The organism is Acrocarpospora sp. B8E8, assembly GCF_039871605.1.
GTDB classification, from domain to species: domain Bacteria; phylum Actinomycetota; class Actinomycetes; order Streptosporangiales; family Streptosporangiaceae; genus Acrocarpospora; species Acrocarpospora macrocephala.
On record NZ_JBDPLV010000042.1, the window covers coordinates 66,855 to 80,677 of the forward strand.

Consider the following 13,823-nt stretch of genomic DNA (forward strand, 5'->3'; position numbering starts at 1 on the left):
GCATGCACGCCACGTTCGACACCGGCCAGGACGAGTGGACCGGGCCGCTCGCCTGGGGCCAGCGCTCCATCTGGGAGGCGATCCGGCAGGTCGGCCCGTCCGGGGATCGGTACTTCAACTTCAGCAGGGTGGTGCAGGTTCCGCGCGGGGCGCCCGCCACGGACGTGGCCACGGTGGTGGCCGCGCTCGGTGTCGTGGTGGCCCGGCACGACTCGCTGCGCACGCGGGTACGTCAAGGCGCCGGTGGCGAGCCGTACCAGGTGGTAGCGGGCGGCGGGGCGATACCGGTCGAGATCGTCGAGTCGGCCGCCGAGGAGGAACGGCTGGTGGGGGTGCGGTTCGAGTTCGGCTCGGACTGGCCGCTCCGGGTGGCGCTGGTGGTGACGGCCGGCCAGGTGCGCGAGGTGGTGCTGGTCTTCTGCCATGTCGCCGCGGACGGGTACGCGGCCGATCTGGTCGCCAGGGATCTGCGCCTGACCCTGCTGCGCGGCGCCCCGCCCGGCGAGCCGGAGCAGCTGCGCGAGCTGGTCGCCGCGCAGTCGGGGCAGGACGTGTCCCGCAGCGAACGCGCGATGGAGTTCTGGGCGGCGCGGTCGCTCGGCGGGCCGCTGCTCGACCGGCGGCGCGAACCCTCGGACGGGCCGCGCTACCAGCGGGCGGCGATCTTCTCGCCCGCCATGGACCGGGCCTCCCGCGTGCTGGCGCAGCGGTACGGCGTCAACGGGTCCACCATCCTGCTGGTGGCCGCCTGCGTGCTGGTGGGCCGGGCGGCCGGGCGGCCGAGGTCGGCCATGACGCCGCTGGTCAACAATCGTTTTCTGGCCAGGCACAGCGAGGTGGTCACCTCGCTCGCCCAGTTAGGCCTGCTGGTGGTGGACTCCGGGCAGGCCGACTTCAATCAGGTGATGGCGGGTGCCAGGGCCGCGGCGCTGCGCGCGTACCGGCATGCCTACTACGACCAGGCGGCGCTCAACGTCCGGCTCGCCGGAGCCGATCCGCTGTGCTGCTTCAACGATCAGCGGGCGGCGGAGACCACCGGGGTGCCGATCCCGGGCGGGGCCGAGCCGGGTGAGACCGTGGTGAAGGCCGAGAGCGGCCTGGACGAGCTCAACTGCCGGTTCTGCGTGCATGTGACCGGGAATCCGGGACAGCTCAAGGTGATGGTCACCGCCGACACCCACTACCTCGGGGCCGGGGATCTGGAGACCCTGCTTCGCGAGATGGAATCGCTCGTCGTGGCAGCCGGATAGGCGTACGTTCAAAGGAGATCCGCCGATGTCTGCCGAGGTGAACCGGCTTCCGCTCTCCGCCGACCAGGAACGCCTCTGGTTTCTGCAGCAGGTCGATCCCGCCGATCCCACCTACCATCTTTCCCACACCGCACGGCTCATCGGCCCGCTCGATGTCTCGGCGCTGACCTGCGCGTTTCAGGAGATCGTCGCGCGGCACGAAGCGTTGCGCGCCAGGTTTCCGGCCGTGGACGGCAGTCCTTCCCAGGTCATCGATCCGCCCGGAGATTTCGAGCTGGAGACCCTGACCTGCGAGGGGCCGGTGGACGCGCTGGTGGCCGGGCTTGCCGCCCGGCCGTTCGACCTGGCCAGGGATCGGTTGATCCGAGTCACCCTGATCAGGACCGGGCCGGAGGAGCACGTCCTGTCGGTGGTCATGCACCATGTCGTCGCGGACGGGCGTTCGATCGGCATCCTCCTGGGCGAGCTGTCCGCCTTTTACTCCGCGTTCTGCAAGGGTGAGCCCTCGCCGCTGCCGCCATTGCGGGCGCGGTGGGCGGATTTCGTCCGCGCGGAAACCACCGACACGGAGTCGCTGGCGTACTGGAAGGATCAGCTGGCCGACGCGCCGCCGCTGCAATTGTCCACCGACCGTCGCCGGCCGGCCGTCGCGAGTCCCGACAGCGCCCTCGTCCGGCACAAGTTGCGCGGGCCGCTCGTGGCGCGCTTCGCGGCGGTTGCCGCTGCGGCGCGGTGCACGCCGTTCATGGCGCTCATGGCCGCCTACCAGGCGCTGCTCGCCGCGCGGAGCGGTCAGCATGACTTTTGCGTCGGCTTCCCGACGGCTGGAAGGGACGGCCAGGACGACGATCAGCTGATCGGCTACTTCGCCAGCGTCGCGGTGTTGCGAGCGGATCTGTCCGGCGACCCGACGTTCCTGGAGCTGATGCACCGGACCCGGTCCCGCCTGATGACCGCGCTCCGGCATCGGAAGCTTCCGCTGGAAAGGCTGCTCACCGCGCTGGACATCGAACGCGATCTCAGCCGCCCGCCCTTGTTCCAGACCACGTTCGGGATGACCTACGACGCCAGCGATCAGGCCATCCGGCTGGCCGGGCTGCAAACCGACTGGCTCGAGTCCGGCTTCACCCACTCGCCGTACGAGCTGAAACTCGACGTCTTCGAGCACGGCGGCGAGTGGCTGATGATGCTCGTCTACAACCGCGACCTGTTCGACGCGGACACGATCGAGCGCTTCGCCCGCGACTTCGAATTCCTGCTGTCCCGGGTCGCCGATGATTCTCAGGTACGGCTGTCGCGTCTCACAACCCCGTCCGGTGCCGAACGTGATCGGTTGATCCATGACTGGAATCGGGTGGCGCCGCCCGAGCGAACCCTGTTCCCCGACCTCTTCTCCGAGCAGGTCGAGCTCCGGCCGGACGCGACTGCGGTGAGCTGCGGGCCGACCCGGCTGAGCTACGCCGAACTCGACCGCCGCGCCGACGAACTGGCCGCCCAGCTGGACGTACGACCCGGGGACCGCGTGGCGGTGTGCCTGCCCCGCTCGATTGAGGCGCTGGTAGCGCTACTGGCCGTGCAGCGGACCGGCACCGCGTACGTACCAGTCGATCCCGACTACCCGGCCGCCCGGCTGGCCTTCGTCCTGGCCGACTGCGGCGCGTCCTTGGTGCTCGCGAGCCGCGAGACCGCCGCCCTCCTGCCCGCCCATACGGTGCGAACCGTGCTGGTGGACGAGCCGGAGCGCGGGCAGGAATTCCGCCGGACGCGCGTGCGCGGCGACGACACCGCGTACGTGCTCTACACCTCCGGTTCGACCGGCCGCCCTAAAGGGGTCGCGGTGTCGCATGCCGCGCTCGGGAACCTGCTCGCCGCGATGGCGGACCTGGTCAGCGCGACATCCCAGGACGTCTGGCTGGCGCTGACCTCCCTGTCCTTCGACATCTCCGCCCTTGAGCTCTATCTGCCGCTGGCCACCGGCGGCCGGGTGGAGATCGCCGACACTGCGGCCGACGGCTTCCAGCAGGTCCGGCTGATCCAGCAAGCCGGAATCACCCACGTCCAAGCCACCCCGTCCGGCTGGCGCGTGCTGCTGGAATGCGGCCTCCACGACCCAGCGCTCACCGCCCTGATAGGCGGCGAAGCCCTCGGCGGCGAACTGGCGAACCGACTGCGAGCTGCCACCGGCCGACTGTTCAACGTCTACGGCCCGACCGAGACCACAATCTGGTCAACCGCCTGGCCCGTCCCCGCCAACCCGAGCGAGGTACGCATCGGCGGCCCCATCCGAGGAACCCAGGTCTATGTCGTCGGCGACCACCTCGAACTGGTCCGCCAGGGCGTACCCGGCGAACTGCTCATCGGCGGTGCGGGAGTGGCGCACGGCTACCTGGGACGGCCCGCACTGACAGCCGAACGGTTCGTCCCCGATCCATACGGATCGCCCGGTGGCCGTTTGTACCGGACCGGCGATCGGGTGCGATGGCATGACGACGGCAGCCTGGAATTCCTCGGCCGCGGCGACAACCAGGTCAAACTGCGCGGCCACCGGATCGAGCTGGGCGAAGTGGAAGCGGCCTGTGAGGCCGTGCCCGGCGTGGTGGCGGCGGTCGCCGCCGTGCACGAGGAGAATCTGGTCGCCTACCTCGTCGGCGAGGTGGACCCGGACGGCGTGCGCGCGGACCTGGCCGAACGCCTGCCCGCCTACCTGGTGCCCGCCTGGTTCACCCGGCTCGACGCGCTGCCGCTGACGCCCAACGGCAAACTCGACCGGCGGGCGCTTCCGGCCCCGCAGGCGCCCGAGACGAGGTTCGTCGCCCCCAGCGGGGACGCCGAGGAACTGGTCGCCGACGTCTGGCGCGAGCTGCTCGGCCTGGAGCGGGTCAGCGCGGTAGACGACTTCTTCCGGCTCGGCGGGCACTCCCTGCTCGCCGTGCGGGTCAGTGCCCGGCTGCGGGCGCTGGCGGGGGTGGAGCTGCCGATCTTGACGATGTTCACCCACCGGACGGTGGCCGAACTCGCCGCCGAGTTGGAGGAGCAGTTGCTGTCGGAACTGTCGGAGCTGTCCGAGGAGGAGGCCGAACGGCTCCTCGACCGCCCCTGAGAAATCCGGAAATTCGATGAAACATTCATCGTCAAGATGCTGAAGGCACCCCCTGCTGCGCCGCCAGATAGTCGGCGCACTGCGGCAGGCCGCGCTCCCGGATCACGTCGTTGAGCGTGAAGAAGTCGAGGTTCCCGACGGCGTCCCCCACCGAGAGCAGGAGCTCGATGATCGGCGTCTTGTACTTCTCCGCCATGTACTTGTAGTTCTCCGTCACCTGGACGATGTTGTCGTCGAAGTCCTTCTCGTGCGGGCAGTGCACGGCCGCGGCCTGGCGGTTCAGCACGAAGCGGGCGCCGTCCCGGTGCAGGCGGTAGCCGAGGTCGAGATCCTCGCCGCCCCAGCGCCGGAACGCCTCGTCGAACATCCCGACCGAGCGCAGCTGCTCGGTGCGCGCCGACACGTTGCAGGTCCAGAAGTTCAGCCAGGGCGCGGGCAGGTCGGCGATGTTGTCGCCGTACTTGCCGTAGAAGGTCTCGCGCACGTCCAGCCACAACTTCCTGGCCTTCAGCTTCGCGATGGTGATGTCGGGGTCGTCGTAGTCGATGACCTGGTCCATCAGCTTGGCGAAGTCGTTGTTCACGTGGAAGCAGTAGACATAACCGCAGACGGCGAGCGGGACGTCGGAGGCCGCGTGGCTGTCGAGATGGGCCCGCAGCAGGTCGGAGTGCGCGAGCACCCCGCAATCCAGCATGACGCACACCTCGCCGTCCGCATGGGAGATGCCGAGGTTGCGGGCCTTCGCGACCTGAAAGCCGTCACGCTCCTGGAAGAAATAGCGCAGGTTGAGACGCCCCCGGAACGTCTCCACCAGCTCGGCGGTGGAGTCGTCGGAACCGTCATCGGCGACCAGCACCTCGAACTGCTCCTTCGGCAGGCTCTGCCAGACGAGCGAGTTGAGCGTGTGCCGAAGCAATTCCACTCGGTTGTACGTCGGAATCACGACACTGCACTTCAACGAGCCGTTCCCTTCCACTGTCCCGTTTCCCCAGCCGAAAACCGATCCATCTCGAATCAGCGTTTCCAGGTGCCGACAGTCTCGCCTGAGGTGATCGCCGCAGCCTTGATCTGCTCGTGCACGGCTTTTGCGCTGCCGTTCGGCTCGATCGGGCTCTTCAGGGCGTACACGATGAAATGGTAGTGATGTTCGCCGCTGGCCGGACAAGGACCCGAATAGGCGGCCGTGCTGTTGGTGCCCGGCAGCACCTGACCAGGGGCCTGGCCCTCACTCGCGCCCGTCGCGGAGACAGGAATGCCAGTCACGATCCAGTGAATGTACGTCCCACCGCGAGCGTCCGAATCGTTCACCACAATCGCCAGCTCGCTAGCCGATTCGGGTATTCCACTCCAGGTCAGCGGGGGCGAAACGTCCTGACCTTCCATCCGGGCGCACGCGTGCTTCTGCGGGATCGCGGCACCCTCGGCGAACGCCGCGCTGCTCACCTTCAGAGCGCCCGCAGACGCACCGCCCTCAGCCGAGCACCCCGGGAGAACATTCGCCAGAAACAGCACACCGCCGACAACGCCAAGCTTGCCGATCTTCATGCGCACAGGATAAGCGGCTGGATATTGAAATGGCGATGCCAGGCGAGAGGCGACGAGTTCGTCGGTTGTCGTTGCTAGCATCGCCCGATCCGGCGTCGTCGATCGGGAGAGTTGGCATGGGCCGTACGACACCTTCTCGCGTGGTGGATCTGACCGAGCTCTTTCCTGAACTAACCGATTTCGCTCGTACGGCGACGCGACTGCATCCTCGCCCCGGCGTTCCGGAGGTGACGGACAGCTCCGTAGGCGGGCCGTTTCTGTGGCCGGCGGACGAGGCATGGCCGGTATGCCGGGAACAGCACGATGATGTGACCGATTTGCAGAGACCGGATGATGAGCGGCTTCGGCGGCGGGTGCTCGCGGATGGCTACAGCCGGACCGGTCCTGGGCAGCGGCTCCAGCTCACGGACCAGGAGCGTGCGGATCTGGCGCGCATCGATCGGGAGCTTGTCGCCGGTGTCGGCCTTCCGCCGTTTCCGATGATGGCGGTCGCGCAGTTGTTCGCGCGCGATGTGCCCGACCTGGTCTGTCCTGAGGGGGCGGATCTGCTCCAAGTGCTGTGGTGTCCCATCGATCACGAGGCCGGCTGCCCTCGTGTTCTCTTGAAGTGGCGCAATTCCGGGGATGTCGTCCATGTTCTGCCCGATCAGCCCGAGCCGCCGCTGATGGAGATGAACACCTACCTGCCTGAGCCGTGCGTGCTCCACCCTGAGCGGGTGGTCGAATGCCAATATGCCGATCTGCTTCCGGAGAAGCTGCGGGAGCGCATCGAGGAGTGGGAGGAGGCCACCGACCACAGCTACCAGGATCTTTCGATCGCGCACGGCTGGAAGGTCGGCGGATGGGCGTCGTGGCACCTCACCGACCCCTGTCCGATGGACTGTGAGTGCGGCCAGGAGATGCGGCTCCTTCTGACCATCGCCAGTAGCGAATGGGATGCTGGCTACACGTGGCGACCCATCGAGGACGAGCCGACCGGAACGGATCCGATCTATCCGCGGACAGACGAGCCGACAATGATCACAATCGGGCGTGGATACAGTCTCTGGATCTTCGTCTGCCCCCGGTCGTACGACCATCCCCATCAGATGAGCATGCAATGAACCCACAGGCTTCGATTCCCATGGCGTCCAACACGATATGAGCCAGGTGAAGTGGGTGCCGGTGATGGCGATCGTGCTGCTGGCGATGAGCTGCCAGTGGAGCGCGCCGGTAGCTGCGCTGCCCGTCCCCGCGGCGCCGGCGGACTCGGCGGAACAGATCGCCGGGCGGCTGTACGGGCATCTGGCCGAATCCCCCGCCTCCGCGGACAGCAGGGCGCGTGCGCTGGATGGGCCCCTCGCTTCGGAGTGCTACACCAAGCAAGGCACGGATCGGCGAGTGCCACCGCAGGGCGTCCCCGCCTACACCGCCGAACTCCGAGTGGCCCAGGTCGCCACGCCCATCAATGTCCGGATCTGGCTGGCCTCACCTGCGGAGGCGCGACGACCATGATCGATTTTGTCGGATCGAAGGCTGGCGTGCGACACGGAACGCTCGCGGAGGAACGGGAACCCACCATGTCACACGCGTGGATGAGCCGAGACGATGTCATCGCCAGGCTCCAGAAGTACTGGACCGACGGCGTCTGGTCGGGATCGCCGCTGGGCCTGGCAGGAATGCCTGAAGCACGCCCGGCACCTTGACGGTGGAGATCCGGAATCCTACCCTCTTGGCGTGGGAGCGTTCCCACCGGTCCAGCGCCGTGGCGGTTTCGCGTAGGGCGCCCGCCACGGACGTGGGGAGTCGATCCACTGTGCTGCTTCAACGACCAGCGAGTACCGGACACCACCGGGGTGCCGACCGACCGGTCGGAGAGCGGGCTCGATGAGCTGAACCGCTGATTCCGCGTGCCCGGGGGCCCGACGTACCGCGTTCCTTCAGAAGGAGACTCTCCCGTGGCGACGATATTGATGTCCACTCAGGGCACCCACGGTGACGTGCTGCCCTTCATCCGCCTTGGTGGGGCGCTGCGGCAGGCGGGACATGAGGTCACCTTGTTCACGCACGCTCCCTTCGGGGACCGCGTCGCTCGCGCGGGGCTCGAATTCGTCCCCGTCGACACCGTGTCCGGGTACGAGCGGCATATGGCGGACACGACGGCTCTCATCGGCTCGCGCGACCTGTCCTGGAACGCGCTCTTCCGCCGCCACGGGCTGTTCGAGCAGCTCGCCTGGGAGGTCCGGCAGATGGCGGATCGGCACCGGCCCGGTGACACGGTCCTGATCGGACGGCACACCTCCACCTTTTCCGTGCGATTCGCCGCGGAACTGCTCGGCGCTCCCTCGGCGTGGGTCGCGCTTTCCCCGTCGCAGATGATGCTGGTGGGCATGGCCGTACACAGTTGCCGGACGCAGCTCGCGCCCGGGATGGACGCGGTCCGCCGCGAGCTCGGGCTGGCCGCTGTCACCGACTGGCGGAGCTGGTTCAAGGAGGTCGGCCTCGAACTCGGCCTGTGGCCGGAATGGTTCGACGAGGCGGGCCCGCGGACGCCCCGTCGCGTGGTGCGGACCGGCTTCGTGGTGCCGGACGAGGATCCCGGCGAAGGGCTCCCGGCCGGCGCCGAGGCGCTGCTGGCGGAGCGCCCGGTGCTGCTGACCGGTGGCACGAGCAGGATGCAGGACTGCCGCTTCTACGAGGCCGCGGTCGAGGGATGCGCGGGCAGGCCGGTCATGCTGGTGGCGCGCCACGCCGACCTGGTGCCCGACCCGCTCCCCGACGGCATGACGTGGTTTCGGCGGCTCCCGTTCCGCGATGTCGTGCCCCGGGTGGCGGCGCTCGTCCACCATGGCGGGATAGGCACCCTCACCCGCGCGCTGGCCGCGGGCGTCCCGCAGGTCATGCTGGCGGACACGGTGGACCGGCCCGACAACGCGGCGCGGCTGTCGCGTCTCGGCTTGGCCACGTGGCTGCCGAGCAGCAGCTGGAACCGCGACGAGATCTCCGCCGCGGTGGCTGAGGCGGCCGATGACACCGGCTATGGGGAACGTTGCCGGAAGACCGTCGGTGCTCTGGATCCGGAGGCCGGGCTCGCCGAGGCGTGCGCTCGAATCGAACTCCTGCTGGAGCCGGCGACTGGATTGCCGGCGTGAATCCCTTACCGCTCTCAGCCGATCAGGAACGTCTCTGGTTCCTGCACCACGTGGATCCCGGCGATCCGTCCTTCCATCTTTCCCACGCCGCCCGGCTCATCGGCCCGATCGACGTCTCGGCGCTGACCCGCGCGTTTCAGGAGATCGTCACGCGTCACGAAGCGCTGCGCGCCCGGTTTCCGGCCGTGGACGGTAGTCCTTCGCAGGTCATCGATCCGCCCGGAGATTTCGAGCTGGAGATCTTGACCTGCGAGGGACTGGTGGACGAGCTCGTCACCAGGCCGTTCGACCTGGCACGGGACCGGCTGCTCCGGGTCGCATTGATCAGGCTGGGCCCCGAGGAGCACGTGCTGGAGCTGGTCGCGCATCACATCGTGTGCGACGGGCGTTCGATCGGCATTCTCCTGAGCGAGTTGTCCGTCCTGTACGAAGCCTTCCGCAAGGGCGAGCCTTCGCCGCTGCCGCCGTTGCAGACGCGGTGGGCGGATTTCGTCCGCGCGGAGACCGCCGACGGCGAGTCGCTGGCGTACTGGAAGGACCAGCTGGCCGATGTGCCGCCGCTGCGGCTGCCCACCGACCAGCCGCGGCCGGCCGTCGCCGGAACCAGGAGCGCCCTCTACCCGTACACGATCCGGAGGCCCCTCGCGGCGCGTTTCTCGGCGTTCGCCGCCGCGGCGCGGTGCACGCCTTTCATGGCGCTCATGGCCGCCTACCAGACGCTACTCGCCGCCAACAGCGGCCAGCACGACTTCTGCGTCGGCTTCCCGACAGCCGGTCGGGACCGGCCCGAGGACGATCAGCTGATCGGCTACTTCGCGAACATCGCGGTGCTGCGAGCGGATCTGTCCGGCGACCCCACGTTCCTGGAGTTGATGCACCGGACCCGGTCCCGCTTGATGGCCGCGCTCCGGCATCGGAAGCTGCCCCTGGAAAGGCTGCTCACCGCGCTGGACATCGAACGCGATCTCAGCCGCCCGCCCCTGTTCCAGACCACCTTCGGGATGACCTACGACGCCGGCGACCAGGCCATCCGGCTGGCCGGGTTGCAAACCGACTGGCTCGAGACCGGCTTCACCCACTCGCCGTACGAGCTGAAGCTCGACATCTTCGACCATGACGGCGAGTGGCTGATGATGCTCGTCTACAACCGCGACCTGTTCGACGAGAGCACAATCGACCGCTTCGCCCGCGACTTCGAATCCCTGCTGTCCCGGATCCCTGACAATCCCCAGGTACGGCTGTCGCAACTGACGGCTCCGTCCGGGCGCGAACGCGACCAGCTGATCGACGAATGGAACCGGACAGCGCCGCCCGGGCGAACCCTGTTCCCCGACCTTTTCCAGGAGCAGGTCGAGCTCCGGCCGGATGCGATCGCGGTGAGCTGCGGGCCGACCCGGCTGAGCTACGCCGAACTCGACCGCCGCGCCAACGAGCTGGCCGCCCAGCTGGACGTACGACCCGGGGACCGCGTGGCGGTGTGCCTGCCCCGCTCGATTGAGGCGCTGGTGGCGCTACTGGCCGTGCAGCGGACCGGCGCCGCGTACGTACCAGTCGATCCGGGCTACCCGGCCGCGCGGCTGACCTTCGTGCTCGCCGACTGTGGCGCGTCGCTGGTGCTGACCAGCTCGGAAACCGTGACGGCCCTGCCCGGCCACCCGGTCCCGACCGTGCTGATCGACAACCCGCCCCCCGCCCGGCCCGGCTTCACTCGCGCCGGGATCCGCGGCGCGGACGCCGCCTACGTCCTCTACACGTCCGGTTCGACCGGCCGCCCCAAGGGGGTCGTAGTGCCGCACGCGGCGCTCGCCAACCTGCTGGCTGCCATGAGAGACCTGATCGGCGCGACACCTCAGGACGTCTGGCTGGCGCTGACCTCCCTGTCCTTCGACATCTCCGCCCTCGAGCTCTACCTGCCGCTGGCCACCGGCGGCCGAATGGAGATCGCCGACACCGCAGCCGACGGCTTCCAGCAGGTCCGGCTGATCCAGCAAGCCGGAGTCACCCACGTCCAAGCCACCCCGTCCGGCTGGCTCATGTTGCTGGAATGCGGGCTCCACGACCCAGCGCTCACCGCCCTGGTGGGCGGCGAAGCCCTCGGCAGCGAACTGGCGAACCGGCTGCGAGCTGCCACCGGCCGACTGTTCAACGTCTACGGCCCGACCGAGACCACGATCTGGTCGACCGCCTGGCCTATCCCCGCCGACCCGAAGGAGGTGCGCATCGGCGGCCCCATCCGAGGAACCCAGGTCTATGTCGTCGGCGACCACCTCGAACTGGTCCGCCAAGGCGTACCCGGCGAACTGCTCATCGGCGGCGCAGGAGTGGCCCATGGCTACCTGGGACGGCCCGCACTGACAGCCGAACGGTTCGTCCCCGATCCATACGGATCGCCCGGTGGCCGCCTGTACCGCACCGGAGACCGGGTGCGCTGGCATGACGACGGCAGCCTGGAATTCCTCGGCCGCGCCGACAACCAGGTCAAACTGCGCGGCCACCGGATCGAACTGGGCGAAGTGGAGGCGGCCTGCGAGGCCGTGCCCGGCGTGGTGGCGGCCGTCGCCGCCGTACACGACGAGAACCTCATCGCCTATCTCGTGGGAGACGCGGACTCGGACGGGGTGCGTGCCGCCCTCGCCGAACGCCTGCCCGCCTACCTGGTGCCCACCCGATTCATCCGGCTCGAAGCGCTGCCACTGACGCCCAACGGCAAACTCGACCAGCGGGCGCTCCCGGCCCCGCAGGCACCCGAGACGAGGTTCGTCGCCCCCAGCGGCGACGCCGAAGAACTGATCGCCGATATCTGGCGCGAACTGCTCGACCTGGAGCGGGTCAGCGCCGCCGACGACTTCTTCCGCCTCGGTGGGCACTCCCTGCTCGCCGTCCGGGTCACCGCGAGACTGCGGGCGATCGCGGGCGTGGAACTGCCGATCATGACGATGTTCACCCACCGGACGGTGGCCGAACTCGCCACCGTGGTGGAGGAGCGGCTCCTGAAGGAGCTCTCCGAGCTATCCGACGAGGAAGCCGAGCGTCTCCTGGACGGCCATGGAGGGAAACTCTGAAAATTTCATCCCTGCGACGGGAATGGCGCGCCCGCCGTTCCGCCGAATAGTCGGTGCACATCAGCGGGCCGCGCTTCCGGATCTCGTTGTATTCGAAGTCCGCAGCTTTATGACCGGCGTCCCGTACTTCTCCGCCCGCCGAAGAGCCCGGTCACCCTGGGATTGACAGGTGAGTCGCCGTCGCGTTACGAATACGGCCGAGCCCTCAATTCACCACCGCGTCCCAGCCGTGGTTATGTTAGCGCAAACATCCGCTGCGGTCTCCAGTCAAGGACGGTCCCATGCGTGCACCGAGGAGTCACAGGACCCGGAACGCCGCTGCCAGGAGGGTGCTCGCCACCGTTCTGACGTTGTTTGCCGCCGTCGCCACGGGCATGCTCCAGCCCGTCCCGGCCCACGCCGCCGGCCCGGTCCCGCACTACCTGATGACCGCGTTCACCAACAGCAGCGAGTCGAACATGTACGTCTACGACTCCTTCAACGCCACCAACTACAACCTGGTCCGGGCCAACGCCTACACCCCGCCGTCAGGGTTGATCCGCGACCCGAGCGTGATCCGGCACACCGACGGCTACTACTACCTCGTCTACACCACCAACTGGACGGGCAACACGATCGGCTTCGCGCGCAGCGCCGACTCCGTCAGCTGGACGTTCCTGCGCAACGTCGCCGTCGGCCTCAACGGCTCCACCGGCAGCACCTGGGCGCCCGAATGGTTCAAGGACTCCGACGGCAGCGTCCACGTGATCTTCTCCGCGTCCACGACCGGCACCGCCGGCCAGTTCCGCCCGTACCGGATCACCGCCACCAACACCGCGCTGTCGGCCTGGACCGCGCCGGTCGCGCTGGGCATCCCGGCCAACTACATCGACAGTTTCGTGGTCAAGGTCGGCGGGACGTACCACAACTTCCTCAAGAACGAGACGACCAAGTACATCGAGCACGCCACCGCCACCTCGCTCAACGGCCCCTGGCAGTTCCCCGGGACCGGCAACTGGGCGGGCTGGGGCTCCGGGCTGGAGGGGCCGGCGCTGACGCGGCTGGCCGACGGCCGGTGGCGGCTGTACTTCGACAACTACACCGGCGGCCGGTACTACTACGCCGACAGCTCCAACCTGTCGTCCTTCGGCGCCAAGGTGGAGCTGGCCGGGCTCTCCGGCGTGGCCAGGCACTTCACCGTCCTGCGCGAGGACGTCGGCGACACCACGGCCGTCCCCACCGGCAACCGGTCCCTGCGCTCGGCCAACTTCCCCGACCGGTACGTACGCCACCGGAGCGGCCTCGCCTACATCGACCCGCTCAGCGCCACCAGCCCACTCGCCGACCGCCAGAGCGCCACGTTCACCGTGGCCGCGGGACTGGCCAACTCCGGCTGCTACTCGTTCCAGTCGGTGCACACGCCCGGCTACTACCTGCGCCACTACAACATGGCGCTCACCCTGCAGCGCGACGACGGATCGGCGATCTTCAAGGGCGACGCCACCTTCTGCGGCCGGGCCGGGCTCGCGGGCGGCGGCGCGATCTCCTTCGAGTCCTACAACCTGCCCGGCCGCTACCTGCGCCACTACAACTACGCGATGCGACTCGACCTGAGGGAGTCAACCTCGGTGTACGCCTCCGACGCCTCCTTCACGATGACCTCACCACTGGCCTGACCGACACGCCCTCCGGCTTGGGTGGTCTCGGACAGCGAGCCGACATCCCACTTGACCGACGTGGGGGTCCCAGAATTCGG

9 protein-coding genes are annotated in these 13,823 nt (G+C 68.5%); 7 read left to right on the forward strand and 2 right to left on the reverse strand.

What is annotated here, in order from left to right; translation table 11 throughout:
- Positions 1-2: 2 nt before the first annotated feature.
- Together ABGB08_RS33405 and ABGB08_RS33410 are read left to right on the forward strand one after the other, a co-directional pair.
- A complete protein-coding gene (locus ABGB08_RS33405; RefSeq protein ID WP_347598532.1) occupies positions 3-1,250 on the forward strand; it encodes a condensation domain-containing protein in 1,248 nt (415 codons plus the stop codon).
- Positions 1,251-1,275: 25 nt separating this feature from the next.
- Entirely contained in the window at positions 1,276-4,350 is a 3,075-nt protein-coding gene (locus tag ABGB08_RS33410) for an amino acid adenylation domain-containing protein (protein ID WP_347598535.1), read from the forward strand.
- A gap of 31 nt (positions 4,351-4,381) precedes the next feature.
- Here ABGB08_RS33410 and ABGB08_RS33415 read toward each other — a convergent pair whose 3' ends face one another.
- On the reverse strand, positions 4,382-5,326 hold the full coding sequence (locus tag ABGB08_RS33415; protein ID WP_347598538.1) for a glycosyltransferase: 945 nt from the start codon (positions 5,324-5,326) through the stop codon (positions 4,382-4,384).
- A 38-nt stretch (positions 5,327-5,364) separates the two neighbouring features.
- Positions 5,365-5,895 carry a YbhB/YbcL family Raf kinase inhibitor-like protein gene (locus ABGB08_RS33420; RefSeq protein WP_170323026.1) on the reverse strand — a complete coding sequence of 177 codons (531 nt, stop codon included), beginning with the start codon at positions 5,893-5,895 and terminating at the stop codon, positions 5,365-5,367.
- Between the two features lie 143 nt (positions 5,896-6,038).
- Here ABGB08_RS33420 and ABGB08_RS33425 point away from each other — a divergent pair, with 143 nt between their 5' ends.
- The 5 genes from ABGB08_RS33425 (at position 6,039) to ABGB08_RS33445 (ending at position 13,743) form a co-directional block, all read left to right on the forward strand.
- Positions 6,039-6,998 (forward strand): hypothetical protein, encoded by a 960-nt coding sequence (locus tag ABGB08_RS33425; protein WP_347598542.1) that lies wholly within the window; start codon positions 6,039-6,041, stop codon positions 6,996-6,998.
- A gap of 37 nt (positions 6,999-7,035) precedes the next feature.
- Entirely contained in the window at positions 7,036-7,389 is a 354-nt protein-coding gene (locus ABGB08_RS33430; RefSeq protein ID WP_347598545.1) for a hypothetical protein, read from the forward strand.
- Between the two features lie 443 nt (positions 7,390-7,832).
- The gene (locus ABGB08_RS33435) at positions 7,833-9,026 is read left to right on the forward strand and encodes a glycosyltransferase (RefSeq protein WP_347598548.1); all 1,194 of its coding nucleotides are present in this window, start codon (positions 7,833-7,835) and stop codon (positions 9,024-9,026) included.
- On the forward strand, positions 9,023-12,088 hold the full coding sequence (locus ABGB08_RS33440; protein WP_347598551.1) for an amino acid adenylation domain-containing protein: 3,066 nt from the start codon (positions 9,023-9,025) through the stop codon (positions 12,086-12,088). Before ABGB08_RS33435 ends, ABGB08_RS33440 begins: the two co-directional genes overlap by 4 nt.
- Positions 12,089-12,417: 329 nt before the next feature.
- A complete protein-coding gene (locus ABGB08_RS33445) occupies positions 12,418-13,743 on the forward strand; it encodes a glycoside hydrolase family 43 protein (RefSeq protein ID WP_347598554.1) in 1,326 nt (441 codons plus the stop codon).
- Positions 13,744-13,823 lie beyond the last annotated feature (80 nt).

Coding starts and splice junctions, on each gene's coding strand:
- ABGB08_RS33430 (WP_347598545.1), top strand. CDS start 7,036: ATGAGCCAGGTGAAGTGGGTGCCGGTGATGGCGATCGTGCTGCTGGCG.
- ABGB08_RS33405 (WP_347598532.1), top strand. CDS start 3: ATGCACGCCACGTTCGACACCGGCCAGGACGAGTGGACCGGGCCGCTC.
- ABGB08_RS33410 (WP_347598535.1), top strand. CDS start 1,276: ATGTCTGCCGAGGTGAACCGGCTTCCGCTCTCCGCCGACCAGGAACGC.
- ABGB08_RS33420 (WP_170323026.1), bottom strand. CDS start 5,895: ATGAAGATCGGCAAGCTTGGCGTTGTCGGCGGTGTGCTGTTTCTGGCG.